The organism is Kitasatospora sp. NPDC048365 (assembly GCF_043200835.1).
Lineage (GTDB): Bacteria > Actinomycetota > Actinomycetes > Streptomycetales > Streptomycetaceae > Kitasatospora > Kitasatospora terrestris.
Map to the genome: position 1 here is coordinate 27,422 of NZ_JBICYJ010000027.1, position 25,654 is coordinate 53,075.

Genomic DNA, 25,654 nt, shown 5'->3' on the forward strand with positions numbered 1-25,654 from the left:
GCGGGAAGAAGAAGAGGCGCTCAGCGGCGACACATTCGACGACACATGCATCGCTCACCTGCCGGCACGGTGCCGGTGGGGGTGCAGTTCGTCGTCGCAGTCATGGAAGCAAGTAAATCAGACATATGGACACGGTCCCAATTATCAGGAGACGGCGTCCGATATGTGGACACGACACGGGCGCACCAAGGCGAACGGCGCCCGCCCCCGGTCATGGGGCGGGCGCCGTGGTGGCCGCGACGGGCTTCTCAGGCCGCCAGGGAGGCCGCGACGGGCTTGGCCATGGTGACGATCGACAGCTGCCGGGACACCTCGCGGACCCCGGTCTGCCGGTAGCCCTGACGCTGGTACAGACGCAGGTTCGCCAGGCTGCGGTGGCCGGTGAACAGCTCGAAGCCGCCCACCGCGCCGGCCTCGGCCAGCTGCGCCTCCATCCCGGCCAGCAGCCGCCGGCCCAGGCCGTGGCGCTGCATCCGGGGGTGGACCACCAGGCGGCCGATCCGGCCCACGCCCTCCTCGTCCACCCAGCCGCGGACCGAGCCCACGACCTCGTCGCCGAGCCTGGCGACCAGGACGTGGCGTTCCGCCAGCTCCTCGCGCAGGCTCTCCAGGGTCTGCGTCAGCGGATCGATCGTCCAGTCCGCGTACAGCTCGGCCTCGCCCTGGTAACCGAGGTACTGGAGCTTCAGGATCTGCTCCGCCTCGTCCTGGCGTGCCGTCGAGATGATCACACTCATGCCCATGTGCGGGGGCCTCCCCATCGTCGTGGCCGGCGCGCGTGTGAGGGTCTCGCACCCGCCCTGTCCGAGGTGTGCCCGGACGGGGATCTGCCCGGTCCGGGAGAAGCGCAGCGACGCCCCCGCCCGACGGTGGTACCGCTCACGGGAGCCGACACTGTGCTTACGCTCAGTATCCGGGCAGTCGAGCGACCGTCAAGGGAGACGTTCGCCACCGCTCTACCCGCCATATGGGTGATCTCAACCTTCCGGACGCCCGACGTGGCGAGCGTCACTCCTCCCGCACCGCCGCCACCAGCGACCGCAGCCGCCCCAGACAGCGCGAGCGGAGCGGCCCGATCGAGCCGCGCGGCAGGTCCAGCCGGTCGGCCAGCTGCCGGTAGGTGAGGTCCGGCGAGGCCGCGAGCTCCTCCAGCAGCTCCCGGCACCGGCTCGGCACCAGGTCGAGCGCGCGCCGGAGGGACTCGCTCCGCTCCGCCCGGAGCAGCTCCTCCTCCGGCCCGCGATGACGCTGCGTCACCCGTGCCACCGCGGTCTCCGGGCCGCCCCCGCGGCCGGACAGCGCCTCGCGGACGGCGAGGCCGCGGAGCCAGTTTCGGGCGTCGGCCGGCAGGCCGGAGGTCCGCGAGCGTTCCATCGCACGTAGCCAGACGGACTGTTCCAGGTCGTCGGCGTCCACGCCGGTGCCGGCCGCGAGGACGGAGAGGAAGGCGGTGAGCGCGGGCCGCAGCTCGGTCACGGGGAGCACGCCCGGTATGACGGCCCGGCGCGGCCCGAGGTAACGGTCAGACGCTGGGCGGGATGTTCTGGTTGACGCGGAAGAAGTTCTCCGGGTCCCAGCGGTCCTTGAGCGCCGTCAGCCGTTCGTACTTCGCCCTGCCGTACGCCTCCAGGACCCGGCCGGGCCCCTCCTGCCCGAGGAAGTTCACGTACACCCCGCCCGAGGAGTGCGGCCGCATCGCGTTCCAGAACCCCCGGGTCCACGCCACGTGCGGATCCGGCTCGCCCGACTCCCAGCGGCTGTTGATGTTCAGCAGGTACGGCGCCGCACGGTGGGTGTACGCGGTGTCCTCCGCACCGACCCGGGCGATCGCGCCGCCGAGGAAGGCGAGCTTGACGTCGGAGAGCGGCGAGGTGGCGGTCGCGAAGTACGCGGCCACCGTGTCGATCGCGGCGTCGTCCAGCACCGACAGGTACTCCGACTTCCAGTAGTTGTGCGCGCCCGGCCCCCAACCGGGGTCCAGCATCTGCTGCCACACGGTGTACGGCCGGGTCTGCACGGCGTCCGCCACCAGGTGCGGCAGCGCCCGCAGCGGCGCCACCACCTCGCGCCCGCGGTCCGCGCGGCCCGCCCAGCAGACCCCGACCCGGACGATCGGCCGCCCGTGCCACTCGGTCGGCAGGAACGGCGCGGCCGGCGCCCGGCCGAAGACACAGGAGGCGAACAGCTCGTCCGGGGCGTCCGCCATCAGGTCGCGGACCGCACGCACCGTGGCGGCCAGGTGCTCGGCCGGGAAGAACAGCCCGCCGCACAGCACCGCCGGGCCGATCCGGTGCAGGCGGTAGGTGAAGGTGGTGACGACGCCGAAGTTGCCGCCGCCGCCGCGCAGACCCCAGAACAGGTCCGGGTGGGTGGCCGCGCTCGCGGTGACCACCCGGCCCTCCGCCGTCACCACATCCGCTTCCAGCAGGTTGTCGCAGGCCAGCCCGTACGCGCGGCTCAGCCAGCCGAAACCGCCGCCGAGGGTGAACCCCGCGATGCCGGTCGAGGACATCAGACCGCCCGGCGTGGCCAGCCGGAAGGCCTGCGTCTCGTGGTCGAAACCGCCCCAGGTGGTGCCCGGCTGCGCCCGGGCGATCCGGCGCTGCGGATCGACCCGGACCCCGCGCATCGCGGACAGGTCGATCACCATGCCGCCGTCGCAGACCGCCAGGCCCGCGATGTTGTGGCCGCCGCCGCGGACGGCGGTGAGCAGGCCGTGCTCGCGGGCCACGGTGACGGCCCGCAGGACGTCGGCGGTGCCGGTGCAGCGGGCGATCACCTCGGGCCGGCGGTCGATCGCGCCGTTCCACACCGCGCGCGCCGCGTCGTACCCGGCGTCGCCGGGCACCACCACCTGCCCCCGAAAGCCCTCACGGAGGGCGTCCGCAGCCTTCACCGTTCCAGTATTACGGCGAAGTGCCACCGGGGCTCGGGGAGCCCCGGAAGGGGCCGCTCACTTCACCCAGGTCTCCTGGACCGCCAGGTCGGCCTTGATCTCGGCGAGCTGGACGGCGACCGCCGACGGGGCGGTGCCGCCGCGGCCGTTGCGGGAGGCGATCGCGCCGTGGACGCTGAGCACCGACCGCACCTCGGGCGTCAGGTGCTCGGAGATGGCCGCGAACTGCTCGTCGGTGAGGTCGGCCAGCTCGATGCCCTGGGCCTCGCAGACCTTGACGCAGGCGCCCGCGACCTCGTGCGCGACGCGGAACGGCACGCCCTGCTTGACCAGCCACTCGGCGATGTCGGTGGCCAGCGAGAAGCCGGCCGGCGCCAGCTCCTCCAGCCGCTCGCGGTGGACGGTGAGCGTGGCGACCATGCCGGTGAAGGCGGGCAGCAGGACCTCGAGCGTGTCGCAGGAGTCGAAGACCGGCTCCTTGTCCTCCTGGAGGTCCCGGTTGTAGGCCAGCGGCAGCGCCTTCAGGGTGGCGAGCAGGCCGGTCAGGTTGCCGATCAGGCGGCCGGACTTGCCGCGGGCGAGCTCGGCGATGTCGGGGTTCTTCTTCTGCGGCATGATCGACGACCCGGTGGAGAAGGCGTCGTGCAGCGTGATGAAGCCGAACTCCTTGGTGTTCCAGATGATGATCTCCTCCGCGATCCGCGAGAGGTTGATCCCGATCATCGCGGTGACGAAGGCGAACTCCGCCACGAAGTCGCGCGAGGCGGTGCCGTCGATGGAGTTGCCGACCGAGCCGCCCTCGAACCCGAGGTCCGCGGCGACCGCCTGCGGGTCCAGGCCGAGCGAGGAGCCGGCCAGCGCGCCGGAGCCGTACGGGGAGACCGCGGTGCGCGCGTCCCACTGGCGCAGCCGCTCGGCGTCCCGGCCGAGGGCCTGGACGTGGGCGAGCACGTGGTGGGCGAAGAGCACCGGCTGGGCGTGCTGGAGGTGGGTGCGGCCCGGCATGGCGGTGTCGGGGTGCGCCTCGGCGAGGCCGACCAGGGCGTGCTGGAGGTCGAGGACCAGGCCGCCGATGGTCCTGGCGTGGTCGCGCAGGTACATCCGGAAGAGCGTGGCGATCTGGTCGTTGCGCGAGCGCCCGGCCCGGAGCTTGCCGCCGAGGTCGGCGCCGAGCCGCTCCAGCAGGCCGCGCTCCAGCGCGGTGTGCACGTCCTCGTCGGCCACCGTGCCGACGAAGCTGCCCGCCTCGACGTCGGCGAGCAGCTGGTCGAGGCCGGCCAGCATGCCGTCGAGCTCAGTGTCGGTGAGCAGGCCGGCCTTGTGCAGGACGCGGGCGTGGGCCTTGGAGCCGGCGATGTCGTACGGGGCGAGCCGCCAGTCGAAGTGGACCGAGGCGGAGAGCTTGGCCAGCGCCTCGGAGGGGCCGTCGGCGAAGCGCGCTCCCCAGAGTCGGACGTCGGCGTTCCGGTCGGCAGTCATCGCGGGAGCTCCCTTGGTATCCATACAGCGATCGGCATAAGTATGCACCAGTGCGTATGACTTCCACAAGCAAGGCGGGGAAGCGCTACTGGGCCTTGGCCTGGGCGAGCTGCAGCAGGTGGTCGGCCAGTGCCTGGCCGCCGGCCGGGTCGCGGCTGATCAGCAGCACGGTGTCGTCGCCGGCGATGGTGCCGATGACCTCGAAGACCTCGGCCGCGTCGATCGCGGAGGCCAGGAACTGGGCCGCGCCCGGCGGGGTGCGGAGCACCACGAGGTTGCCGGAGGCGGTGGCGGAGACCATGAGTTCGCCCGCCAGCCGGGCCATCCGGGCCTCGCTGGCGGACTCACCCATCGGTGCGCGCGGCGTGCGGTCGCCGCCCTCGGCCGGAACGGCGTAGATGAGCGCGCCGTCCCGGTTGCGGATCTTCACCGCGCCCAGCTCGTCCAGGTCCCGCGAGAGCGTGGCCTGGGTGACCACCAGCCCGTCGTCGGCGAGCAGCTTGGCCAGCTGGCTCTGCGAACGGACGGGTTGACGGGTCAACAGGTCCACGATCCGCCGGTGGCGCGCGGTGCGGGTCTGCGGGACCTGCGGCGTCGGACCGGCGGCGGGCTGGTCGGCGTGAGGTGCGGTCATATGAAGATTCTCCCGGACTGGGGTCAGGCGGTCGCGCCGGGGGCGGCCTCGCGGACCGAGCGGAGGATGCCGGGCAGCGCGGCCAGGAAGGCGTCCGCCTGCTGTTCGGTGAGCACCAGCGGCGGCACCAGCCGGACCGCGTCGGCGACGGCCGCGTTGACCAGGAAGCCGGCCTGCTGGGCGGCGGCCTGGACCTGGGCGGCGACGGGCTCGGTGAGCACGATGCCGAGCAGCAGACCGGCGCCCCGGACGTGGCTGACCAGCGGGTCGCCGATCGCCTCGATGCCGGCCTTGAGCCGCTCGCCGAGCTTCTGGACGTGGTCCAGCAGGCCCTGGCCCTCGATGGTGTCGATCACCGCGAGGCCCGCGGCGGCGACCACCGGGTTGCCGCCGAAGGTGGTGCCGTGGTGACCCGGGTGGAGCAGGTCGCCGGTCTCGCCGAAGGCCAGCACGGCGCCCATCGGCAGACCGCCGCCGATGCCCTTGGCCAGCGTGACGATGTCCGGGTCCACGCCCTCGAACGCCTGGTGGGCGAACCAGTGGCCGGTCCGGCCGATGCCGGTCTGCACCTCGTCCAGGACCAGCAGGGTGCCGGTGGCGCGGGTGATCTCGCGGGCCGCCCGCAGGTACTCGCCGGTCAGCGGGATCGCGCCGTTCTCGCCCTGGATCGGCTCCAGGAAGACCGCGGCGGTCTCGGTGGTGACGGCCGCCCGCAGCGCCTCGATGTCGCCGAACGGCACGTAGGTGGCGTCCGCGAGCAGCGGCTTGAACGGGTCCTGCTTGGCGGGCTGGGCGGTCAGCGTGAGCGCGCCCATGGTCCGGCCGTGGAAGCCGCCCTGCAGCGAGACCACGTGGGTCCGGCCGGTCAGCCGGCCGATCTTGAAGGCGGCCTCGTTGGCCTCGGCGCCGGAGTTGCAGAAGAACACCCGGCCCGGCCGGCCGGCCAGCTCCAGCAGCTTCTCGGCGAGCGCGACCGGCGGCTCGGCGATGAACAGGTTGGAGACGTGGCCGAGCGTGGTGATCTGGGCGGTGACCGCCTCCACGATCGCCGGGTGGGCGTGGCCCAGGGCGTTGACCGCGATGCCCGCGACCAGGTCCAGGTACGCGTTGCCGTCGGCGTCCCAGACCGTGGCGCCCTCGCCCCTGACCAGCGGGAGCCGCGGGGTGCCGTAGTTGTCCATCAGCGAGTGCTGCCACCGCTGCGTCATCTGGGTGTTGTCGCTCATGCCAGTCCCCCGGTCACGGTCGGTTCGTCGTCCGGCACGACCATGGTGCCGATTCCCTCGTCGGTGAAGATCTCCAGCAGCAGCGAGTGCTGCACCCGCCCGTCCAGCACGCGGGCGGTGCCCACGCCGGAGCGGACGGCCCGCAGGCAGCCCTCCATCTTGGGCAGCATGCCGCTGGCCAGGGTGGGCAGTATGGCGTCCAGCTCGGAGGCGTTCAGCTGGCTGATCACGTCGTCCGAGTTCGGCCAGTCCCGGTACAGGCCCTCGACGTCGGTGAGGATCACCAGCATCTCCGCGCCCAGCGCCACCGCCAGCGCGGCCGCGGCGGTGTCGGCGTTGATGTTGTACACGTGGCCGTCGGCGCCGCGGGCGATCGAGGAGATCACCGGGATCCGGCCGTCCGCGATCAGCGCCTTCACCGCGCCGGCCTCGATGTTGACGATGTCGCCGACCAGGCCGATGTCGACCTGCTCGCCGTCCACCACCGCGTACCGCTTGACCGCGGTCATGGTGTGCGCGTCCTCGCCGGTCATGCCGACCGCGAACGGGCCGTGGCCGTTGAGCAGGCCGACCAGCTCGCGCTGCACCTGCCCGGCCAGCACCATCCGGACCACGTCCATGGTCTCCGGCGTGGTGACCCGCAGGCCCGCGGTGAACGAGGACTCCAGGCCCAACTTGTCGAGCTGGGCGCTGATCTGCGGGCCGCCGCCGTGCACCACGACCGGGTTGAGGCCGGCGTAGCGCAGGAAGACCACGTCCTGGGCGAAGGCGGACTTCAGCTCCTCGTCCACCATGGCGTTGCCGCCGAACTTGATCACGACGGTCTTGCCGTGGAAGCGCTCCAGCCACGGGAGCGCCTCGATGAGGGTGCGGGCCTTGGGCAACGCGGCGTTGCTGCGGGCCTGTTCGCCCTTGGGTGCGATCTTCACGGTCTCTGTTCCCCCGGGATCAGGTGGAGTAGGCGCTGTTCTCGTGGACGTAGTCGGCGGTGAGGTCGTTGGTCCACACCGTGGCGCTCTCGGCGCCGGCCTTGAGGTCGGCGGTGATGACCACCTCGCGGTCCTTCATCGAGACCAGGTCGCGGTCCTCGCCGACGCCGCCGTCGCGGCAGACCCAGACCCCGTTGATCGCGACGTCCAGCCGGTCCGGGTCGAAGGCGGCGGCGGTGGTGCCGATCGCGGCCAGCACCCGGCCCCAGTTGGGGTCCTCGCCGTGGATGGCGCACTTCAGCAGGTTGTTGCGGGCGATGGTGCGGGCCACGTCGACGGCCTCGTCCTCGCTCGCGGCGTTGACCACGTCGATCCGGATCTCCTTCGACGCGCCCTCGGCGTCGCCGATCAGCTGCCGGGCCAGGTCGTCGCAGACGGTGCGGACCGCCTCGGCGAACTCCGCGGCGTCCGGGGCGACCCCGGCCGCGCCGGAGGCCAGCAGCAGCACGGTGTCGTTGGTGGACATGCAGCCGTCGGAGTCGACCCGGTCGAAGGTCGTCCGGGTGGCACCGCGCAGCGCGGCGTCCAGCTCGGCGGCGGAGACCTGGGCGTCGGTGGTGACCACCACCAGCATGGTGGCCAGGCCCGGGGCGAGCATGCCCGCGCCCTTGGCCATGCCGCCGACCGTCCAGCCCTGCGCGTGGGTGACCTGGGCGGTCTTGTGCACGGTGTCGGTGGTCTTGATGGCGATCGCCGCCTGCTCGCCGCCGGTCGGCGAGAGCGCCGCGACGGCCGTCTCCACGCCCGGCAGCAGGATGTCCATCGGCAGCCGCTGGCCGATCAGGCCGGTGGAGCAGACCGCGACCTCGCCGGCGCCGACGTTCAGCTCGGCGGCCACCTTCTCCGCGGTGGCGTGGGTGTCCTGGAAGCCCTCCGGGCCGGTGCAGGCGTTGGCGCCGCCGGAGTTGAGGATCACCGCGGCCAGCTCGCCGGCCTTCAGCACCTGCTCCGACCAGCGCACCGGCGCGGCCTTCACCCGGTTGGAGGTGAAGACGCCGGCCGCCGCGAAGGACGGGCCCTCGTTGACGACCAGGGCGAGGTCCGGGGTGCCGGAAGCCTTGATGCCGGCGGTGACGCCCGACGCGCGGAAGCCCTTCGCCGCCGTCACGCCGACGTTCTTGGGATCGGACACAGCCTGGGGGGTGGTCACGGTGCGACTCCGTTCAGCGGGAGGCCCAGCTCCTCGGGGAGGCCCAGGGCGATGTTCATGCTCTGCACCGCGCCGCCGGCGGTGCCCTTCACCAGGTTGTCGATCGCGCTGATCGCGATCAGGCGCCCGGCGTGCGGGTCCAGCGCGACCTGGACCAGCGCGGCGTTGGAGCCGTAGACCGAGCTGGTCTGCGGCCACTGCCCCTCGGGCAGCAGGCGGACGAACGGCTCGGCCGCGAACGCCTCGGTGTAGGCGGCGCGCAGCTGCTCGGCCGTCACGCCCGGCTTCGCCTTGGCGCTGCAGGTGGCCAGGATGCCGCGCGGCATCGGGGCGAGCGTCGGGGTGAAGGAGACGGTGACCGGCTCCCCGGCGAGCGGGGTGAGGTTCTGCGCCATCTCCGGGGTGTGCCGGTGGCCGCCGCCCACGCCGTACGGGCTCATCGAGCCCATCACCTCGCTGCCCAGCAGGTGCGCCTTGACCGCCTTGCCCGCGCCCGAGGTGCCGGACGCGGCGACGATCACGGCCTCCGGCTCGACCAGCTGCGCCGCGTACGCCGGGAACATCGCCAGCGAGACGGCGGTCGGGTAGCAGCCCGGCACCGCGATCCGCCTGGCGCCCTTGAGCGCCTGCCGGTGGCCGGGCAGCTCGGGCAGGCCGTACGGCCAGGTGCCGGCGTGCGGCGAGCCGTAGAACTGCTCCCAGTCGGCGGCCGAGGTCAGCCGGTGGTCGGCGCCCAGGTCGACCACCAGCACGTCCTCGCCGAGCTGCTCGGCGACGGCGGCCGACTGGCCGTGCGGCAGGCCGAGGAAGACGATGTCATGGCCGGCCAGGGTCTCGGCCGTGGTCGGCTCCAGCACCCGGTCGGCCAGCGGCAGCAGGTGCGGCTGGAGCAGCCCCAGCCTCGTCCCGGCGTTGGAGGCGCCGGTGAGCGCGCCGATCTCCACCTCCGGGTGGCCGAGCAGCAGGCGCAGCACCTCGCCCCCCGCGTACCCGCTGGCGCCGGCGACGGCGACTCGCAATGCCATGACGTTCCCTCCTTGAAGCTTGGCATGAATATACGCAGCACGGAACATTCATGCAAGGAGCTCAAGGTGAACGCCAGGAGCCGGCCCGTTTCCGGACCGGCTCCTGACGTTCAGATGGGATCGGCGGGCGGGTCCGCGGGTCAGATCCGGCGGATGGTGGAGATCGTCATGGCGTCCACCTTCATGGTCCGCACCACGTCGCCGCTCTGCGGCGCGTGCACCACCAGGCCGTTGCCGATGTACATCCCGACGTGGTGCCGGTCGGAGTGGTAGACCACCAGGTCGCCGGGCTGGGCGTTGTGCCAGTCGGTGCCGACGTTGGTCCCGACACTGCCCTGCGACTGCGAGGTGCGCGGCAGCGAGACGCCCGCGCTCGCGTACGCGAACACCATCAGGCCGGAGCAGTCGAAGCTTCCCGGGCCGGTCGCACCCCACTTGTACGGGTCGCCCTGCTGCTCCAGGGCGGTCTTCACCGCGATCGCGGCGGCGCCGCTGGCCGGGGGCAGCGTGGCCGGGTCGACCCGGGAGGCGCTCCGCGAGGCCGTACCGTCGCCGCCGGCCCGGATCGCGGCCTGGTCGGCCCGGCTGAGCCTGGACAGCAGCCGCGTCGCCTCCTGGAGCTTCGACTGCACCTCGTTCTTGGCCTCGTTCAGGACCTTGGTCGAGCCGTCCAGCTCGGCCAGGACCGCGGTCGCCTCCTGCTTCTGCTGATCCAGCCGGCGCTGCTGGTCCTTGAGCGCCTTCAGCGAGTCCGCCTGGGTGTTGGCGGCCTGCTCGTAGCTGGACGCCTGCGCCAGGTACCCGTCCGGGTCGCTGGACAGCATCAGGCGTATCGACGGGTCGACCCCGCCCTGCCGGTACTCCTCGCCGGCCACCTCGGCCAGCCCGGAGGCCAGCTCGGTCAGCTGCGCCTGACTGCGGGCCATCTGGTCCTGCAGCTGGTCGGCCTGCTTGCGCAGCTGGTCGGCCCGCTCCTTGGCGCCGTTGTACCGCTCCGCCGCCTGCTCCTGCTCCTGGGCCAGCTTGTCGACCTGCGCCTTCACCTCGTCCTTGGTCGGGGCGGGGTCGGCGTGCGCGGCCAGCTGGGCCGTCAGCGCGACCGCGGTCGCGGCAGCACCCGTGAACACGGTCAGCCGTGCGCGGCTCGGCTGCTTGGGGCGGCGGTGCGTGGCCAAGGCGGGCTCCTCTTCCTGCGGACTCACCCCCACGGGTGAAGGTCCGGAATACAGGTTCGATACCAGACCGTAATGAGGCTCCCGCCGCACGTCCACTCGGGAACCGAACAAACTCGCCTCCGTGACAACGGATTGACTCTCCGTCAGTACCATCGGCCCATGACCGCCGTCGCCACCTGGAACGTGCTGCACCGCGTCCACGCCGAGAACTACGCCAGCGCGATGCTCGACCGCTGGCCCGCCGAGGCCGACCGGATCACCGGCGTCACCGCCGAGATCGCCGCGATGACCGAGCAGGTGATCGCCCTCCAGGAGGTCAGCGGCGACCAACTCGCCGCCCTGCGCGCGGCCCTGCCCGGCGGACGGACCGTCCACCTGCTGCGCTACCCGCGAACCCCCGAACCCCGACGGATCCCCACCCAGCTCGACGACCGCGCCGAACACCTGGTGCTGCTCCTCGACGGACCCGGCGAGGCGGTGGCCGCCGAGGCGTTCGCCGACGCACCCGGCAAGGGCCTGCTCGCCGTCCGCACCCCCGACCTGCTGGTGGTCGCCACCCATGTGAGCACCGGCGACGACCGGCGGCCCGGCCAGCTCGCCCACCTCGCCCGGGTGGTGGCCGAGGCCGCGGGCGACGGACCCGCGGTGCTGCTCGGCGACTTCAACGCCGACCGCACCGTGGTGGCGGCCGAACTCGGCCCGGACTTCACGGTCACCGCGCTGCCGGCCGGCGCCGGGCCGACCCGGCCGCGCGAACCCGGGGCGCCCAAATCCCAGTGGATCGACCACGTGGTGGTCCGGGGCGGCCTCGCCGGGCGCGACGCGGCGGTACGGGACGTGCACGGCCTCTCCGACCACAACCCGGTCCGGGCCGTGGTCGGCCGACCGCCGTCGCCCGTGGCTACTTCTGGGCGTCCTTCTGCGCGTCCTTCTGGCGGTTCTTCTCCTTGATCCGGACCGCCTCCTTGCGAACATCGACCTGGGTGGCGCGCTCGTGCTGCAGCCACAGCGGGTTCTCGTCCTTCAGCGCCTCGATCTGCTCCGTGGTCAGCGCCTCGGTGACCCCGCCACGCGCCAGACCCGCGATCGACACGCCCAGCTTCGCCGCCACCACCGGACGCGGGTGCGGACCGGTGCGGCGCAGCTCGCGCAGCCACTCGGGCGGGTCGGCCTGGAGGGAGTTCAGCTCGGCACGCGAAACCACACCCTCCTGGAACTCGGCGGGCGTGGCGGGCAGGTACACACCCAGCTTCTTCGCCGCGGTGGCGGGCTTCATCGTCTGGGCGGTCTGGTGGGACGTCATGGTGTCAAGGGTAACGAGCGCGCGCCCCCGCCCCGACCACGACCTCGGCCGACCCCCCGCGGCCGGTACGCTGAGCCGGTGACCAGCCCGATCAGCGCCGACCTGCCCGCCGAGTTCCGGCTCGCCTACGTGCCCGGGGTGACGCCCACCAAGTGGGTGCGGATCTGGTCCGAGCGGCTCCCCGACATCCCGCTCACCCTGGTGGCGGCCGACCCCGGCGAGGCCGCCGGGCTGCTGCTCAGCGGCGACGCGGACGCCGCGCTGCTGCGCCTGCCGGTCGACAGGACCGTGCTCAACGCCATCCCGCTGTACACCGAGACCACGGTCGCCGTCGTCCCCAAGGACCACGTGATCACCGCGGCCGAGGAGATCACCCTGGCCGACCTCGCCGACGAGGTCGTGCTCCACCCGCTCGACGACACCCTCGGCTGGGAGGAGCTGCCCGGCGAGCCCGCGTTCGAGCGGCCCGCGACCACCGGCGACGCCGTCGAGCTGGTCGCCGCCGGAATCGGCGTCCTGGTCGCGCCGCAGTCGCTGGCCCGCCTCCACCACCGCCGCGACCTCACCTACCGCACGGTCGCCGACGCCCCCGAGTCCCGGGTCGCGCTGTCCTGGCCGACCGGCGAGGACACCCCCGTGCTGGTCGAGGAGCTCATCGGCATCGTCCGCGGCCGCACCGTCAACAGCTCCCGCGGCGTCGCCGGCGCCGACCGGCAGCAGCAGGCCGCCACCAAGCAGCCGCGCAAGCCGCAGCAGCCCGCGAAGGGCAAGGCGACCGGAAACCGCTCCGCCGCCGGCGCCAAGCGCACCGGCCAGGGCTCCACACCCCGCAAGGGCGCCCCCGCCCGCCCCGGCAAGCCCCGCCGCCGCGGCTGACCCGCACGCGGCCACGGGCTCCTGTCGGCCACCCCGCGCCACACGTCCCGCTGCCTCACCCGCCCCTGCGGCAGACGCCGACCGGCCCGATGGACGGCGGGCGGCACCGACGGGGCCGGGAGTCCCGTAGCCGCCGGTGGCGGCTGCGCCCGGCGGATGCCTCGGACACTCGTGCGCCTGCATGTCCCGGGCGGTGGGTGGCGGTGCCGCCGTCGCAACCGCGGATTCGACCTCGGGCAGGCGGTCGGGCTCCGGCAGGCGGTCGGGCTCGGGGCAGCGGTTGCTCTGCGGCGGGCATCCGGTGGCGGGTCAGGGTGGGGGCAGGAGGGCGGCCATGGCTGCCGGCGGCAGGGCCGGGTTGCTTGCGGCGGCTTCGGCGAGCGCCTGGTCGGGGCCGTGGAGGAGGGTGACGACCAGGTCGGGGGGCAGGGCCGGGTGGGCGGCGGCGAGGGGGCCGGCCTTCGGGTCGTCGAGGCAGGCGCGCAGGGCGTCGGCCGGTGCGTCCGGGCGGCGGGCGACGGCGCGCAGCGCCTTGCGGGCGGCGGGCCGGCGGTGGACGAGTTCGGTGAGCAGATCCGGTCGGGCGTCCGGGTTGGCGGCGATCCCGGCCGCGACCTGGGCGCCGAAGCGGTCCGCGAGGGCTCGTAGCTGCGCGTCGGACAGGCCCGGGTGGGCCGCGACGGCGGCGGCCACCTTGGCGTCGGGGTCGGCGGCGAGCGCGTCCCGCAGGGTGTCGGGGAGGTCGGTGCGCTGGGCGGCGAGCCGTCGGACGGCCGGGTGCCGGTGGGTGGCCAGGCCTCGCAGCTCGTCCGGGCCGGCGAGGGCGGCGGCCGGTGCGGCCCCGGGCCCGAGCCGGGTGGTGGTGGCGACGGCGGCGAGGACGTCCAGCGGCACGGCCGGGTTGTGCGCCGCCGCCCGTCTGACCTCGTCGTAGCCGTCGTCGGCCAGTCGCCGCAGGAGGTCCGCCCCGGCTGCGGGGTTGGCCGCCAGGTGGGCGCGGACCATCGGGATCGGGTCCGCCGCCAGCCGCCGGGCGGTCGCGGCGGGCAGGTCGGCCCGTTCGGCGAGGACGGCGCGCAGCAGTGCGGACGGGGAGTCGGCGTGCCGGGCGGCCGCGTCCGCGGGGGTCGCGGGGTTCTCCACGGCCTGCAGGCGCAGCTTCTCGGTGACCGACTGGTGGCCGCCGTCGCACGCGGCGCCGGGCGGCAGGGCGCAGTCGGTCCGCGGGCAGGACGGGTCGTGCTCGAACGGGACGGCTTCGCGCTCGCACACGGTGCAGCGTTCGGCCGCCGGGAGGCGTTCGCCGTCCAGCAGGGCGGCCAGCACGTCCGGCGGTGCTGCCGGGTTTCCGGCGAGGGCGGCGCGGACGTCCTGGTAGGGGTGGGCGGCGAGGCGGGTGAGGAGCTCGCGGTGCGTGGTCCGGGCCGCGAGGGCGGCGGCCACCTGCGGCTCGGGGTCGGCGGCGAGGACGGCCGCCGCGGCCGCGGGAAGGTCCGAGCAGTCGGCGAGCCGCTCGCGCCGGTCGGGGTCGGGATCCGCGGCGAGCCGGTCGGCCCACTCCGGGCGTCCGGCACCGAGGTCGAGCAGCGCGACGGCGGCGTCCGGCAGCGCGTCCGGGTCGAGGTCGTCGGCGGCCAGTGTGCCGGCGTATGCGAGGCAGACGTCGGTCGACGGCCTGGCGGCGAGCAGGGCCCGGACCTGGGCCCGGGTCAGGTCGGTGCGTCCGGCCAGGGCGTCGGCGGTGTCCTGGTCGGCGAGGGCGGTCAGGCGGTCGATCAGCTCGCTGGGGAGTGCCGGGTTGTCGGCCAGGGCGGTCAGCAGCTCGCTCGTCGCAGTCACCGCGCCATCCTGGCGCGGTGTCGGGCGCGGGGCGAGGCAATATCCGGTGATCACGGATTCATGCATCGAGACCCTACAGATTTCGCGGGCGCGACACGGTGGGTGATAGCCCCCGTGATCGGCAACTGCACTGGCAGGGTGGCCATCGGGGCGGCCGGTCGAGGTGTGGCCGACCCTGTGTGCTGTCACTTGTCCACAGAGGGAGCGGGTTGTCGTGGGTATGGTCACCGAAGCCGTGGCGGTCACCGGACTGGGCGCCACCACGCCGTTGGGCGGCGACGTCGCGTCGACCTGGGCGGCGATGCTGGCCGGGGAGTCCGGGATCGGCGCGATCACGGAGGGGTGGGCGGCGGACCTGCCGGTGCGGATCGCCGGGCGGCTGAAGGTCGAGCCGACCACCGTGCTGGACCGGGTGCAGGCCCGCCGGCTCGACCGCTGCGAGCAGGTGGCGCTGGTCGCCGCGCGGGAGGCGTGGGCGGACGCGGGCGCGCCGGACGTCGCACCGGAGCGACTGGCGGTGGTGATCGGCACCGGCACCGGCGGGGCGCACACCATGCTGGGGCAGGACGACGTGCTGGAGACGTCGGGCTTCCGCCGGGTGTCGCCGCACACGGTGCCGATGCTGATGGCGAACGGTCCGGCGGCCTGGGTGTCGATCGAACTCGGTGCCCGCGGCGGGGCGCACACGCCGGTCTCCGCGTGCGCGTCCGGGGCGGAGGCCCTCGCGCTCGGGCTGGACCTGATCCGGCTGGGCCGGGCGGACGTGGTGGTCGCGGGCGGCGCCGAGGCGTGCATCCATCCGCTGCCGCTGGCGGGCTTCGCGCAGGCCAGGGCACACTCGACGCGCAACGACGCGCCCGCTGCCGCGTCCCGGCCGTTCGACGTCGACCGGGACGGGTTCGTGATCGGCGAGGGCGCGGCGGTGGTCGTGCTGGAGCGTGCCTCCCGGGCGGCGGCGCGGGCGGCGCGGGTGCACGCGGTGCTCGCGGGCGCGGGCGTCACCTCGGACGCGCACCACATCACCGCGGCCCACCCGCAGGGCCAGGTCCGGGCGATGCGGCTCGCGCTGGCGGCGGCCGGGCTGCCGCCCGAGGCGGTCGGGGTGGTGCACGCGCACGCCACGTCGACGCCGCTCGGCGACCTGGCCGAGGCGGGCTCGGTCGCGGCGGCGATCGGCACCCACCCCGCGGTCACCGCCACCAAGTCGATGACCGGTCACCTCTTCGGCGCGGCCGGCGCGCTGGGTGCGCTGGCGACGGTCCTCGCCCTGCGCGACGGCCTCGTCCCGGCGACCCTCAACCTCGACACCCTCGACCCGGAGGTGGCCCTGGACGTGGTGGCCGGGGAACCGCGCAAGGTCCTGGCGGAGGCGGCCCTGACCAACGCGTTCGGCTTCGGCGGCCACAACGCCTCGCTGCTGTTCACCGTGGCGCCCTGAGGCCTGTCCGACGGCCGGGCCCCGGCGCCGCCGTACAGGCGTGACACCGGTCGGCCGGGCGGCGATCCTGGAAGGAGGACCTGGTCGGCCGACCGGGTCGCCCGTCGGCGCACGGGTGTGTGCGAGCGCGCCGCGGGCCGGGCCGGTCCAGGGGGTACGGGAGAGCGCCATGGGCTACTACAGCGAACACGTCGTCCCGCGGCTCATCGACTGGGCGTGCGGGATGAAGACCGGCGAGCCGATCCGGGAGCGGGCCTGCCGGGGCCTGACCGGCGAGGTGGTGGAGCTCGGCTTCGGGTCGGGGCTCAACATCCGGTTCTACCCGCCCGAGGTCGACTCCGTCGCCGCCGTCGAACCGTCCGACGTCGCGTGGCGGATGGCCGCCGACCGGGTGGCGGGCTCCCGGGCACCGGTCCGGCTGGCCGCGCGGGACGGGCAGCGGCTGCCCTTCGCCGACGCCTCGTTCGACTCCGCGCTCTCCACCTGGACGCTGTGCACCATCCCGGACGCCCAGGCGGCGCTGCGGGAGATCCGCCGGGTGCTGCGGCCCGGCGGCGTGCTGCGCTTCGTCGAGCACGGCCTCGCGCCCGAGGCCGACCAGGGCGTCCGCCGCTGGCAGCACCGGCTCGACCCGATCCAGCAGCGGGCCTTCGCCGGCTGCCACCTCGACCGGCCGATCGTGCCGATGATCACCAACGCCGGGTTCACCGTCACCGACCTCGAGGTCTTCTACGAACCGGGCGCCCCACGCATCCTGGCCGCCGACTCCCTCGGCTCCGCCCGGGTGGCGGCCTGACCCACGTGCCCGCCCCGGCCGGCCCGGCCCGCACGACCGACCGGGTCGGCCCCGTCACGCCGCGGCGAGGCGCTCGGCCAACCCCACCAGATCGGCAAGGTGCAGCGTCCGACCGCCACCGCCCGGCAGCGGCACGTGCAGCGGGACGGTCCACCGCTCGGGCACGGCGCCCAGCCCGTACACCGCCCCGGCCAGCGCGCCGGTGACGGCGGCGACCGTGTCGGTGTCCCCGCCGAGATCAACGGCGGCGCGCAGCGCGTCCTCGAAGCTGCCGGTGGTGCGCAGCGCCCACACCGCCGAGCCGAGGCACGGCCAGACCGCGCCGTTGAACTCGGTGGCCAGCTCCGGGTGCCACCCGGGGGCGAGGACGGCGGCATAGCGCTCGCGGTGGTCGGGGTGGACAGCGTCGAGCGTGGCGGGCAGCGCGGCGATCGGGTCCCGTCCGTCCAGCGCGACCCGGATCAGCTCGTGCTGGATCGCGGTGCCCTCCCAGGCGGCCCGGTCGCCGTGGGTGAGCGCGGCGATCCGCCGGGCAGCGTCCATGGTGGCGTTCCGCCCGGCGGGGGCGAAGCGGACGGCGGCGGTGACTGCTCGCATCAGCGAGCCGTTGCCGGCCGCGCGGAGGTTGGTCTGGAAGTGGATCGCGGCGGCGAGGTCCCACGGCAGGTCGGCGGTGAGCACCGCCTCGGTCTGCAGGCCGATGTCCTTGGGCTGGTCGAACGCCCAGCGGCGGAAGCGGTCGAAGACGTCGGGGAGATCGAGTCCGCCGCGTTCGAGCAGGGACTCGCCGACATGGACGGCCATCTGCGTGTCGTCGGTGGCCTCGCCCGGGTCCCAGCCGCCGCCCCCGCACATCTCGCCGCCCGCGCCGGGCACCGGGAAACGCGCGCCGAAGGCGCCGGCCGGGCCGAACTCGAAAGGGGCGCCGAGCGCATCGCCGACGGCCGAGCCGACGATGGCGCCCGCCGCCCGCTCCGCGCAGGTGGTGTCGATCATGGCGGGCAGCGTAGCGGGGTGGGGCCTCCGATAGCCTGAGGGGACGATGAACCGCTTCGCCACGCCGTGGGGCGAGCTCGCGCTCGCCCGCTTCCCCGAGGACCCCCGCGACCAGCTCCGTGCCTGGGACGCATCCGACGAGTACCTGCTGCGGTACCTGGCCGGGGAGGAGCTGAAGGGGATCGAGCACCCCGCAGCCGTCGACCTCTCGGGCGAGGTGGTGGTGGTCGGGGACCGCTGGGGGGCGCTGGCGGTCGCACTGGCGGAGCGGCGGCCGACGCAGATCGTCGACTCCTTCCTCGGCCGCAGCGCCACCGCCGCGAACCTGGCGCGCAACGGCGTCGCCGCGGACGCCGTCCGGCTGCTCACCACCCGGGATCCGGTGCCGGCGCGGATCGACGTGCTGCTGGTCCGGGTGCCGAAGAGCCTGGCGCTGCTGGAGGACCAGCTGCACCGGCTCGCCCCGGCCCTGCACCCGGGCACGGTGGTGGTCGGCACCGGCATGGTGACCGAGATCCACACCTCGACGCTGGAGCTCTTCGAGCGGCTGGTCGGCCCGACCCGTACCTCGCTGGCGGTCCGCAAGGCCCGGCTGATCCTCGCCACCCCGGACCCGGCGCTGGTCCGGCCCGCCAACCCGTGGCCGCACAGCTACCCGCTGCCGGACGGGGTCGGCCCGGTGTCCGGCCGCACGGTGGTCAACCACGCCGGCGTGTTCTGCGCGGAGCGCCTGGACATCGGCACCCGCTTCCTGCTCGGGCACCTGCCGGAGCGCAGCGGCCCCGACCGGGTGGTCGACCTGGGCTGCGGCAACGGCGTGCTCGGTACGGCGGCGGCGCTGGCGAACCCGGCGGCCGAACCGCTGTTCGTCGACGAGTCCTTCCAGGCGGTGGCCTCCGCCGAGGCGACCTTCCGGGCCGCGCTGGGCGCGGAGCGGGCGGCCGAGTTCCGGGTCGGGGACGGCCTGGACGGCGTCCCGTCCGGCTCGGCGGACCTGGTGCTGAACAATCCGCCGTTCCACTCCCACCAGGCGACCACCGACGCGGTCGCCTGGCGGATGTTCACCGGTGCCCGCCGGGTGCTGCGCCCGGGCGGCGAGCTGTGGGTGGTCGGCAACCGGCACCTCGGCTACCACGTGAAGCTGCGCAAGATCTTCGGCGGCTGCGAGACCGTCGCCGCCAACCCGAAGTTCGTGATCCTCCGGGCCGTGCGCCACTGAGGCGTGGGGCTCTGCGGGCCGTGCACCGCCGAGGCCCGGGCTCTGCGGGTCGTACGCCGCTGAGGCCCGGGGCCTGTCCGTCGCGGACCGCACGACAGGCCGTAGGGTTGGGCGCGCCGCCGGGTGTCCGGCGGCGGGCACCGACCGAGGGGGAGAACCGAGTCCATGGACGCCGACCACACCGCCGATCCCGGGCCGGGCACCGAGCCCCCGGCGCCCGCCGTCTGCTTCCGGCACCCCGACCGCGAGTCGTACGTGCGGTGCGCGCGCTGCGACCGGTACGCGTGCCCGGAGTGCCGGCGCGAGGCCTCGGTCGGCTACCAGTGCGTGGAGTGCGTCCGGGAGGGCAACGCCGGTGTCCGGCAGGCCCGCTCGGTGTTCGGCGGGCCGACGGCGGTGACCCCGGTGGCGACCGTCGTGCTGATGGCGGTCAACCTGATCGCGTACGTGATCGAGCTGGTCCGCCCGGCGTTCGTGGACAGCTTCGAGATGGTCGGCCAGACCGTGATCGGCCCCGACGGGGGCCACTACCTGGTGCACAGCACCGCGCTGCCGCCCGGGTTCGACGGGGTCGGCGTGGCGCAGGGCGAGTGGTACCGGCTGATCACCGGCGCCTTCCTCCACCTGCCGCTGACCGGCGGGCCGACCGCGATCCTGCACATCCTCTTCAACATGTACTGGCTGTGGATCCTCGGCCGGGTCGTCGAGCAGCAGCTGGGCGCGGTCCGCTACCTGGCGCTGTACCTGGCGTCCGCGCTCGGCGGGTCGGTGGCGGTCTACCTGCTGAACTCCCCCGGGCAGTCGGCGGTCGGCGCGTCCGGTGCGATCTTCGGACTGGCGGGTGCGTACTTCGTGCTCAGCCGGCGCCTGCACCACGACCCCCTGGGCGGCAAGCAGCTGCTGATCACCTTCGTGATCTGGATGGTCATCTCCGCCGGATTCACCTCCTGGCAGGGACACCTCGGCGGACTCCTCACCGGACTCGCCGTCGGCTCCGTGTTCGCCTACGCGCCCCGGCGGCGCCGGGACGTCCAGGGCGCGGTGCAGGCCGTCGGGGTGGTCGCGCTGGTCGGACTGCTGATCGTGCTCGTGGCGGTGCGGACCGCCGACATCACGGCGTCGATGCCGTGGAGCGCGTAGCGTTCGCCCCATGCCCCCAGTTCCCGGTACCGGAGCTCATGCGGACGCGGACACCGAACTGCCCGCACTGACCGGCCGCGCCGTGCTCCTGCGCGGCGCCGAGCAGCGGGACGTGCCCGCGCTCGCCGCCATCCGCGCCACCCCCGAGGTGCGCCGCTGGTGGCGCGGCCCGGAGTCCACCGCCGACCTGGAGGCCGAGGTCGGCGAGGACCTGGACGACCCGACCACCCGGGTGTACGCCGTCGAGTTCGACGGCCGGGTGGTCGGCCAGATCCAGTGGTACGAGGAGACCGACCCGGAGTACCGCCACGCCGGCATCGACCTCTACCTCGACCCTTCGGTCCACGGCCGGGGCCTGGGCACCGACGCCGTCCGCACCCTCGCGCACCACCTGCTCACCGACCGCGGCCACCACCGCCTGGTGATCGACCCCGCCGCCGACAACACCGCCGCCATCGCCTGCTACCGCCGGGTCGGCTTCCACCCCGTCGGCACCATGCGCGCCTACGAGCGCGGCCTCGACGGCCGCTGGCACGACGGCCTCCTGATGGACCTCCTCCCCACCGACCTGATCCCCTGACACGTGCGGGCCCATCGCCCGGGTCCAACGGGCGGCCCCCGGACAGCCGTCGTGCACAGCGGCCGGACCCCACCGCCGGCAGGTGGTGACCGAGGTCAGCCGGTTGCGGCGACGGCGGTGGCGAGGAGGTGGGCGGCCTCGCGGAGGCGGTGTTCCGGGAGGCCGGCGTAGCCCAGGGCGAGGGCGGGCCCGCCGGGGGCGAGCCGCATGGGCGCGACCGGTTCCACCCGCAGCCGCCGCTCCCCCGCCGCGGCCACCACCGCCGCCTCGTCGCTGCCGACCGGCAGGTCCAGGTACAGGTGCAGCCCGGCGGCCACGCCCCGGACGCGTGCGGCGGGGAGTTCCGCCGCGAGCGCGGCGACGAGCGCGTCCCGCCGGGCCCGGTAGCGGGCCCGCAGGCCGCGCAGGTGCCGGTCGTAGGCCCCGTCCGCGAGCAGCCGTCCGAACGCGAGCTGGTCGACGACGCCGGTGCCGAGGTCGGTGTAGCGCTTGGCCTCGCGGAAGTCGGCGGCCAGCCACGGCGGCAGGACCGCCCAGCCGAGCCGGAGCCCCGGCGCGAGCGACTTGCTGACCGATCCGAGGTGGACGACCCGGTCGTGGGCGAGGCCCTGGAGGCAGCCGACGGGTTCGCGGTCGTAGCGGAACTCGGCGTCGTAGTCGTCCTCGATCACCACGCCGCCGGTGCGGTGCGCCCAGGCGGCGAGTTCGGCGCGCCGGCCCGGGGAGAGGACGACGCCGGTGGGGTACTGGTGCGCGGGGGTGACCAGGACCGTCCCGGCGCCGCTGGCGGTGAGCGCGGCGACGTCCAGCCCGTGGTCGTCGACGGGGACGCCGACCGGCTCGACGCCGTGGGCGCGGAGCAGGCCGAGGGTGCCGGGCGAGCAGGGGTCCTCGACGGCGAAGGGGCCGTGGCCGCGCCGGGTGAGGACGCGGGCGAGCAGGGCGAGGCCCTGTCCGACGCCGCTGACCACCATGACCCGGTCGGGGGTGGCGGCGGCGGCGCGGACCCGGCCGAGGTAGCCGGCGAGTTCGGCGCGGACGGCGGGCAGGCCGGCCGGGTCGCCGTAGCCGAGGTCGGTGTGGGGCACCTCGGTGAGGGCGCGGCGGACGGCGGCGGCCCAGCCGGCCCGGGGGAAGGCGGCCAGGTCGGGGGTGCCGGGTTTGAGGTCGTGGGTGGGTTCGGCGGCGGCCGGCGGGGGCGGGGTGGGTGGTCCGGGCGGGGTGACGCCGTCGGCGACCCGGGTGCCGGAGCCGTGCCGGCCGACCAGGTAGCCCTCGGCGACGAGCTGGGCGTAGGCCTCGACGGCGACGCCGCGGGAGACACCGAGTTCGGCGGCGAGGGCGCGGGTGGCGGGCAGCCGGGTGCCGGCGGCGAGCCGCCCGTCCTGGACGGCGGCGCGGACCGCGCGGGTGAGCTGTCCGGTGAGGTCGCCCGCGGTGTGGTCCACGGTGATCAGCAGCTCTCGCACCCGAGTGGTCCTCTCTTCGGTGGTCGAAGTGGTCCTTCAGACCGGACCACCTGCGACCCTAGCGTGGCGGCATGGCTCTCTCCGACTCCTTCTCCGGCGGGCTGCGCGCCGCCGCCGCGATGACCGTGCTGGGCTGCTCGGCCGGGGTGACGGCGCTGCTCGCCGGTTTCCCCTCGGCGGGCGGGCAGGCGGTGCGGTACGTCCTGGCGGCGGCGCTGCTGCTGCCGCTGGCCCGCCGCGCCGGCGGTCCGCGTCCCCGGCTCGACCGCCGGGAGGTCCTGCTGCTGCTCGCGCTGGCGGCGGTCGGCCTCTACGCGTTCAACCTGCTGATGGTGACGGCGCTGCGGCACACCGAGCCGGCGGTGGTGGGCAGCGTGCTGGGCTGCGCGCCGCTGCTGATGGGGGTGGTCGGGCCGCTGCTGGAGCGCCGGCGGCCGCAGGCGCGGCTGCTGCTGGCGGGGGTCGCGGTGGTGGCGGGCGCGGCGGTCACCCAGGGGTTCGGTTCGGGCGATCCGGTGGGGCTGGTGTGCGCGGTGGGGACGCTGCTGTGCGAGGTGGGGTTCTCGCTGCTGGCGGTGCCGCTGCTGCCCCGACTGGGGGCGGTGCGGGTGTCCGCGTACGCGACGGCGCTGGCGGTGCCGATGTTCGTGGTGACGGCGCTGGTGCTGGACGGGCGGGCGGCGCTGCGGCTGCCGAGCGGGGCGGAGCTGTTCGCGCTGCTGTACCTGGGGGCGGTGCTGACCTGCGGGGCGTTCCTGCTCTGGTACGGGGCGCTGGGCCGGCTGGGCGCGGAGCGGGCGGGGCTGTTCGCCGGGCTGGTGCCGGTCTCGGCGGCGCTGTCGGGCGCGGTGCTGGGCGCCGGGGTTCCGCATCCGGCGGCACTGGCGGGGTCGGCGCTGGTCGGGCTGGGCGTGGGCGTGGGGCTGACCGGCCCGGACCCGCGGGTGAGGAAGCGTCAGTCCGCCTACGCGGCAGGGTAGTCAGCTGCCGGTTCGGGGGTGGTGCCAGCACCAGGGAGAAGTCGGAAGCTGGCAGGATCGTGCGCGAAGCGCGGGCGGAGAAGACTTCTCGCCATGCGAACCCTTCACCGCGGCGCGGCCGTTGCCGCCGCCTCCGCCACCGTCCTCGCCCTCACCGCGCCGCTGGCCTCCGCCGCGCCGCCGGCCTCCGCCTCCCCGCCGCCGCTCGTCTGGGGTGCCTGCCCGAGTCCGGCGGCCGCCGCCGCCCAGCGCTGTGCCACCGTCACCGTGCCCTTGGACCACCGGGATCCGACCGGCCCCTCGATCCCGCTCGCCGTCTCGCGGATAGCGGCCGCCCGGCCCGAGCTGCGGCACGGGGTGCTGCTGATGATCCCCGGCGGCCCGGGCAACCCGGGGCTGGACGGTCCGAGCAGCGCCCTCAAGCGCCTGCCGCAGTCCGTGCTGGACCGGTACGACATCGTCGGCTTCGACCCGCGCGGGGTGGGCCGCTCCAGCCCCGTCTCCTGCGGGCTGGCGCACGAGGACCTCACCCTGGTCCGGATGCTGCCGTGGCCCGCGGCCGACGGCTCGACGGCGGAGAACGAGGCGACCGCCCGGCGGGTCGCCGAGGCCTGCGTCGCGAACGGCGGGCCGGTGCTGCGCAGCCTGTCCACCGCCAACGAGGCGCGGGACATCGACCGGATCCGCCAGGCCCTCGGCGAGCAGCGGCTCTCCGCCTGGGGCGTCTCCTACGGCACCTACGCCGGTGCGGTGTACGCCACGATGTTCCCCAGGCACACCGACCGGATCGTGCTGGACAGCAACGACGACCCCGATCCGACCCGGGTCGAGCGCGGCTGGCTGGCCGCGTACGGCCCGGGCGTCGAGGACCGCTTCCCCGACTTCGCCGCCTGGGCCGCCGACCCGGCCAACCCGGACCGGGTGGCCGACACCCCCGAGCAGGTCCGGTCGCAGTTCCTCGCCCTCGCCGCGCGGCTGGACACCGCACCGCTCCCCTGGCCCGGCGCCAACCCTCCCCGGCTGGACGGCAACACCCTGCGCCAGACCCTGCTCGACGGCATGTACGCCGACAGCCGCTTCCCCGCGGTCGCCCGGCTGATGCTCGCCGCCGACGGCCAGCGTCCGCTGCCCGCCGCCGCCACCCCGCCCGACCAGGCCCTGCAGAACGCGCTGGCGGTGTCGGTCGGCACCCTCTGCAACGACGTCTCCTGGCCCCGCTCGCTCGACCAGTACCGCCGGGAGACCGCCGCGGAGCGGATCAAGCACCCGCTGACCGCCGGGATGCCGGTCAATGTGATGCCCTGCGCCTTCTGGCCGTCCGATCCCGCCGAGCCCCCGGTCCGGGTCACCCCGGCCGGCCCGTCGAACGTCCTGATGGTGCAGAACCTGCGCGACCCCGCGACCCCCTACGCGGGCGCCCTCAAGCTGCGGGCGGCGCTCGGCGGCCGGGCCCGGATGGTCGCCGTCGACTCCGGCGGCCACGACGCCTACGCGGCCAACGGCAACAGCTGCGGCGACGCGCTGGTGACGCGCTTCCTGACCACCGGTCGGCGCCCCGCGGGCGACGTGCTCTGCCCGGCCGAGCCGGGGAAGGGGTAGACCCCATGCAAGACCCGGTGCGAGATCCGGTGCAGGGCCTGGTGGGAAATCGGTGGGAAATCCGCAGGTCGTCGGGCAGGGTGGCGACCATGGAGATCACCGAGGCGGTCGATGCCGCGCAGGCGCTGGTCCGCGAGCGCTTCCCCGGGGCGGTGGCAGCCTTCCTCGGCGGGTCGCTCGCCCGCGGCGAGGGCACCGACACTTCGGACCTGGACGTGGTGGTGATCCGCCCCGCCCCGGCCGAGGTGTACCGGGAGACCCTGGTGTGGCGCGGCCGGCCGGCCGAGGTCTTCGCCCACACCCCGGAGTCGGTGCGCACCATGTTCGCCTGGGACCGGGCGAACGGCGTGCCCACCATGGCCTCGCTCTGCGCCGACAGCCTGGTGCTGCGCTCGGTCGGCGGCGCCGCCGAGCAGGTCGCGGGCTGGGCTCAGGACACCCTCCGGGCCGGCCCCCGCCCGCTCGGCGCGGACGCGCTCGCCCTCCGCCGGTACACCGTCACCGACCTGCGCGACGACCTGCTCGACTGCCGGGACGCGGACGAGCGGCTCGCCGTCGCCGCCCTGCTGCACGTCGCGGCGGGCGAGCTGCTCCTCGCCGCGGCCGGCGCCTGGAGCGGCAAGGGCAAGTGGCTGGCCCGGCGTCTGCGCGCCGCCGCCCCCGACCTCGGCGGGCGCCTGCTCGCCGACTACCGCGCCCTGGCCGCCGGCGGGCCCGCCGAGCCCCTCGGCGCCACCGTCACCGCCGTCCTCGACCTGGTCGGCGGCCCGCTCCTCGCGGGCGACCACCGCACCGCCGGCCCCTCCCTCCTCGCCGGCCCCGCCGACTGACCCCGGCCGCCCGTA

24 protein-coding genes are annotated in these 25,654 nt (G+C 74.9%); 10 read left to right on the forward strand and 14 right to left on the reverse strand.

What is annotated here, in order from left to right; translation table 11 throughout:
* Positions 1-248: 248 nt before the first annotated feature.
* The 10 genes from ACGFX4_RS25660 to ACGFX4_RS25705 all read right to left on the reverse strand — a co-directional run bounded on the left by ACGFX4_RS25660 (position 249) and on the right by ACGFX4_RS25705 (position 10,574).
* A complete protein-coding gene (locus ACGFX4_RS25660) occupies positions 249-743 on the reverse strand; it encodes a GNAT family N-acetyltransferase (RefSeq protein WP_393078717.1) in 495 nt (164 codons plus the stop codon).
* 265 nt (positions 744-1,008) lie between these two features.
* Positions 1,009-1,485: an RNA polymerase sigma factor gene (locus tag ACGFX4_RS25665; protein WP_393078720.1), complete on the reverse strand. Its 477-nt coding sequence runs from the start codon at positions 1,483-1,485 to the stop codon at positions 1,009-1,011.
* Positions 1,486-1,522: 37 nt separating this feature from the next.
* Positions 1,523-2,896, reverse strand: a complete 1,374-nt coding sequence (locus tag ACGFX4_RS25670; RefSeq protein WP_393078723.1) for an FAD-binding oxidoreductase — start codon at positions 2,894-2,896, stop codon at positions 1,523-1,525.
* 57 nt (positions 2,897-2,953) lie between these two features.
* Positions 2,954-4,375 carry an argininosuccinate lyase gene (gene argH / locus ACGFX4_RS25675; protein ID WP_393078726.1) on the reverse strand — a complete coding sequence of 474 codons (1,422 nt, stop codon included), beginning with the start codon at positions 4,373-4,375 and terminating at the stop codon, positions 2,954-2,956.
* Positions 4,376-4,460: 85 nt separating this feature from the next.
* A complete protein-coding gene (locus ACGFX4_RS25680; protein WP_393078729.1) occupies positions 4,461-5,009 on the reverse strand; it encodes an arginine repressor in 549 nt (182 codons plus the stop codon).
* A gap of 23 nt (positions 5,010-5,032) precedes the next feature.
* Positions 5,033-6,235, reverse strand: a complete 1,203-nt coding sequence (locus ACGFX4_RS25685; RefSeq protein WP_393078732.1) for an acetylornithine transaminase — start codon at positions 6,233-6,235, stop codon at positions 5,033-5,035.
* Positions 6,232-7,164, reverse strand: a complete 933-nt coding sequence (gene argB / locus ACGFX4_RS25690) for an acetylglutamate kinase (protein WP_393078735.1) — start codon at positions 7,162-7,164, stop codon at positions 6,232-6,234. The genes ACGFX4_RS25685 and argB overlap by 4 nt, the downstream gene beginning before the upstream one ends.
* A 19-nt stretch (positions 7,165-7,183) precedes the next feature.
* On the reverse strand, positions 7,184-8,356 hold the full coding sequence (argJ, locus tag ACGFX4_RS25695) for a bifunctional glutamate N-acetyltransferase/amino-acid acetyltransferase ArgJ (RefSeq protein WP_393078925.1): 1,173 nt from the start codon (positions 8,354-8,356) through the stop codon (positions 7,184-7,186).
* Positions 8,357-8,370: 14 nt separating this feature from the next.
* Positions 8,371-9,399, reverse strand: a complete 1,029-nt coding sequence (argC, locus tag ACGFX4_RS25700) for an N-acetyl-gamma-glutamyl-phosphate reductase (protein WP_393078738.1) — start codon at positions 9,397-9,399, stop codon at positions 8,371-8,373.
* A gap of 140 nt (positions 9,400-9,539) precedes the next feature.
* On the reverse strand, positions 9,540-10,574 hold the full coding sequence (locus ACGFX4_RS25705) for an NlpC/P60 family protein (RefSeq protein ID WP_393078740.1): 1,035 nt from the start codon (positions 10,572-10,574) through the stop codon (positions 9,540-9,542).
* A 159-nt stretch (positions 10,575-10,733) separates the two neighbouring features.
* Here ACGFX4_RS25705 and ACGFX4_RS25710 point away from each other — a divergent pair, with 159 nt between their 5' ends.
* Entirely contained in the window at positions 10,734-11,525 is a 792-nt protein-coding gene (locus tag ACGFX4_RS25710; protein WP_393078743.1) for an endonuclease/exonuclease/phosphatase family protein, read from the forward strand.
* Here ACGFX4_RS25710 and ACGFX4_RS25715 read toward each other — a convergent pair.
* On the reverse strand, positions 11,476-11,877 hold the full coding sequence (locus ACGFX4_RS25715; protein ID WP_393078746.1) for a DUF5997 family protein: 402 nt from the start codon (positions 11,875-11,877) through the stop codon (positions 11,476-11,478). The genes ACGFX4_RS25710 and ACGFX4_RS25715 overlap by 50 nt on opposite strands.
* A 78-nt stretch (positions 11,878-11,955) precedes the next feature.
* On the opposite strand from ACGFX4_RS25715, the gene ACGFX4_RS25720 reads away from it, so the two are divergent.
* Positions 11,956-12,753 (forward strand): LysR family substrate-binding domain-containing protein, encoded by a 798-nt coding sequence (locus ACGFX4_RS25720; protein ID WP_393078749.1) that lies wholly within the window; start codon positions 11,956-11,958, stop codon positions 12,751-12,753.
* Between the two features lie 309 nt (positions 12,754-13,062).
* Here the strand turns inward: ACGFX4_RS25720 and ACGFX4_RS25725 are convergent, their stop codons facing one another.
* Complete coding sequence (locus ACGFX4_RS25725; RefSeq protein WP_393078752.1) at positions 13,063-14,592, reverse strand: hypothetical protein; 1,530 nt, start codon at positions 14,590-14,592, stop codon at positions 13,063-13,065.
* A gap of 220 nt (positions 14,593-14,812) precedes the next feature.
* On the opposite strand from ACGFX4_RS25725, the gene ACGFX4_RS25730 reads away from it, so the two are divergent.
* Positions 14,813-16,030: a beta-ketoacyl-[acyl-carrier-protein] synthase family protein gene (locus ACGFX4_RS25730; RefSeq protein WP_393078928.1), complete on the forward strand. Its 1,218-nt coding sequence runs from the start codon at positions 14,813-14,815 to the stop codon at positions 16,028-16,030.
* Positions 16,031-16,199: 169 nt separating this feature from the next.
* Positions 16,200-16,826 (forward strand): methyltransferase domain-containing protein, encoded by a 627-nt coding sequence (locus ACGFX4_RS25735; RefSeq protein WP_393078755.1) that lies wholly within the window; start codon positions 16,200-16,202, stop codon positions 16,824-16,826.
* 54 nt (positions 16,827-16,880) lie between these two features.
* Here ACGFX4_RS25735 and ACGFX4_RS25740 read toward each other — a convergent pair whose 3' ends face one another.
* Complete coding sequence (locus ACGFX4_RS25740) at positions 16,881-17,822, reverse strand: ADP-ribosylglycohydrolase family protein (RefSeq protein WP_393078758.1); 942 nt, start codon at positions 17,820-17,822, stop codon at positions 16,881-16,883.
* Between the two features lie 46 nt (positions 17,823-17,868).
* Here ACGFX4_RS25740 and ACGFX4_RS25745 point away from each other — a divergent pair, with 46 nt between their 5' ends.
* The 3 genes from ACGFX4_RS25745 (at position 17,869) to ACGFX4_RS25755 (ending at position 20,761) form a co-directional block, all read left to right on the forward strand.
* Positions 17,869-19,041: a methyltransferase gene (locus ACGFX4_RS25745; protein WP_393078761.1), complete on the forward strand. Its 1,173-nt coding sequence runs from the start codon at positions 17,869-17,871 to the stop codon at positions 19,039-19,041.
* A 165-nt stretch (positions 19,042-19,206) separates the two neighbouring features.
* Positions 19,207-20,181, forward strand: a complete 975-nt coding sequence (locus tag ACGFX4_RS25750; protein ID WP_393078764.1) for a rhomboid family intramembrane serine protease — start codon at positions 19,207-19,209, stop codon at positions 20,179-20,181.
* Between the two features lie 10 nt (positions 20,182-20,191).
* On the forward strand, positions 20,192-20,761 hold the full coding sequence (locus ACGFX4_RS25755; protein ID WP_393078767.1) for a GNAT family N-acetyltransferase: 570 nt from the start codon (positions 20,192-20,194) through the stop codon (positions 20,759-20,761).
* Positions 20,762-20,856: 95 nt separating this feature from the next.
* Here ACGFX4_RS25755 and ACGFX4_RS25760 read toward each other — a convergent pair whose 3' ends face one another.
* Positions 20,857-22,230 (reverse strand): PLP-dependent aminotransferase family protein, encoded by a 1,374-nt coding sequence (locus ACGFX4_RS25760; protein ID WP_393078768.1) that lies wholly within the window; start codon positions 22,228-22,230, stop codon positions 20,857-20,859.
* Between the two features lie 71 nt (positions 22,231-22,301).
* Between ACGFX4_RS25760 and ACGFX4_RS25765 the strand changes: the two genes are divergently transcribed.
* The 3 genes from ACGFX4_RS25765 to ACGFX4_RS25775 all read left to right on the forward strand — a co-directional run bounded on the left by ACGFX4_RS25765 (position 22,302) and on the right by ACGFX4_RS25775 (position 25,639).
* Complete coding sequence (locus ACGFX4_RS25765; protein ID WP_393078771.1) at positions 22,302-23,210, forward strand: DMT family transporter; 909 nt, start codon at positions 22,302-22,304, stop codon at positions 23,208-23,210.
* A gap of 93 nt (positions 23,211-23,303) precedes the next feature.
* Positions 23,304-24,809: an alpha/beta hydrolase gene (locus tag ACGFX4_RS25770; RefSeq protein WP_393078774.1), complete on the forward strand. Its 1,506-nt coding sequence runs from the start codon at positions 23,304-23,306 to the stop codon at positions 24,807-24,809.
* A gap of 89 nt (positions 24,810-24,898) precedes the next feature.
* Complete coding sequence (locus ACGFX4_RS25775) at positions 24,899-25,639, forward strand: nucleotidyltransferase domain-containing protein (RefSeq protein ID WP_393078777.1); 741 nt, start codon at positions 24,899-24,901, stop codon at positions 25,637-25,639.
* Positions 25,640-25,654 lie beyond the last annotated feature (15 nt).

What these genes read in the sequence shown, in the direction of transcription:
- argH (WP_393078726.1), bottom strand. Translation starts at nt 4,375, where the DNA reads ATGACTGCCGACCGGAACGCCGACGTCCGACTCTGGGGAGCGCGCTTC.
- ACGFX4_RS25685 (WP_393078732.1), bottom strand. Translation starts at nt 6,235, where the DNA reads ATGAGCGACAACACCCAGATGACGCAGCGGTGGCAGCACTCGCTGATG.
- ACGFX4_RS25660 (WP_393078717.1), bottom strand. Translation starts at nt 743, where the DNA reads ATGGGCATGAGTGTGATCATCTCGACGGCACGCCAGGACGAGGCGGAG.
- ACGFX4_RS25710 (WP_393078743.1), top strand. Translation starts at nt 10,734, where the DNA reads ATGACCGCCGTCGCCACCTGGAACGTGCTGCACCGCGTCCACGCCGAG.
- ACGFX4_RS25740 (WP_393078758.1), bottom strand. Translation starts at nt 17,822, where the DNA reads ATGATCGACACCACCTGCGCGGAGCGGGCGGCGGGCGCCATCGTCGGC.
- ACGFX4_RS25750 (WP_393078764.1), top strand. Translation starts at nt 19,207, where the DNA reads ATGGACGCCGACCACACCGCCGATCCCGGGCCGGGCACCGAGCCCCCG.
- ACGFX4_RS25765 (WP_393078771.1), top strand. Translation starts at nt 22,302, where the DNA reads ATGGCTCTCTCCGACTCCTTCTCCGGCGGGCTGCGCGCCGCCGCCGCG.
- ACGFX4_RS25730 (WP_393078928.1), top strand. Translation starts at nt 14,813, where the DNA reads ATGGTCACCGAAGCCGTGGCGGTCACCGGACTGGGCGCCACCACGCCG.
- argC (WP_393078738.1), bottom strand. Translation starts at nt 9,399, where the DNA reads ATGGCATTGCGAGTCGCCGTCGCCGGCGCCAGCGGGTACGCGGGGGGC.
- ACGFX4_RS25680 (WP_393078729.1), bottom strand. Translation starts at nt 5,009, where the DNA reads ATGACCGCACCTCACGCCGACCAGCCCGCCGCCGGTCCGACGCCGCAG.
- ACGFX4_RS25715 (WP_393078746.1), bottom strand. Translation starts at nt 11,877, where the DNA reads ATGACGTCCCACCAGACCGCCCAGACGATGAAGCCCGCCACCGCGGCG.
- ACGFX4_RS25770 (WP_393078774.1), top strand. Translation starts at nt 23,304, where the DNA reads ATGCGAACCCTTCACCGCGGCGCGGCCGTTGCCGCCGCCTCCGCCACC.
- ACGFX4_RS25755 (WP_393078767.1), top strand. Translation starts at nt 20,192, where the DNA reads ATGCCCCCAGTTCCCGGTACCGGAGCTCATGCGGACGCGGACACCGAA.
- ACGFX4_RS25745 (WP_393078761.1), top strand. Translation starts at nt 17,869, where the DNA reads ATGAACCGCTTCGCCACGCCGTGGGGCGAGCTCGCGCTCGCCCGCTTC.
- ACGFX4_RS25735 (WP_393078755.1), top strand. Translation starts at nt 16,200, where the DNA reads ATGGGCTACTACAGCGAACACGTCGTCCCGCGGCTCATCGACTGGGCG.
- ACGFX4_RS25775 (WP_393078777.1), top strand. Translation starts at nt 24,899, where the DNA reads ATGGAGATCACCGAGGCGGTCGATGCCGCGCAGGCGCTGGTCCGCGAG.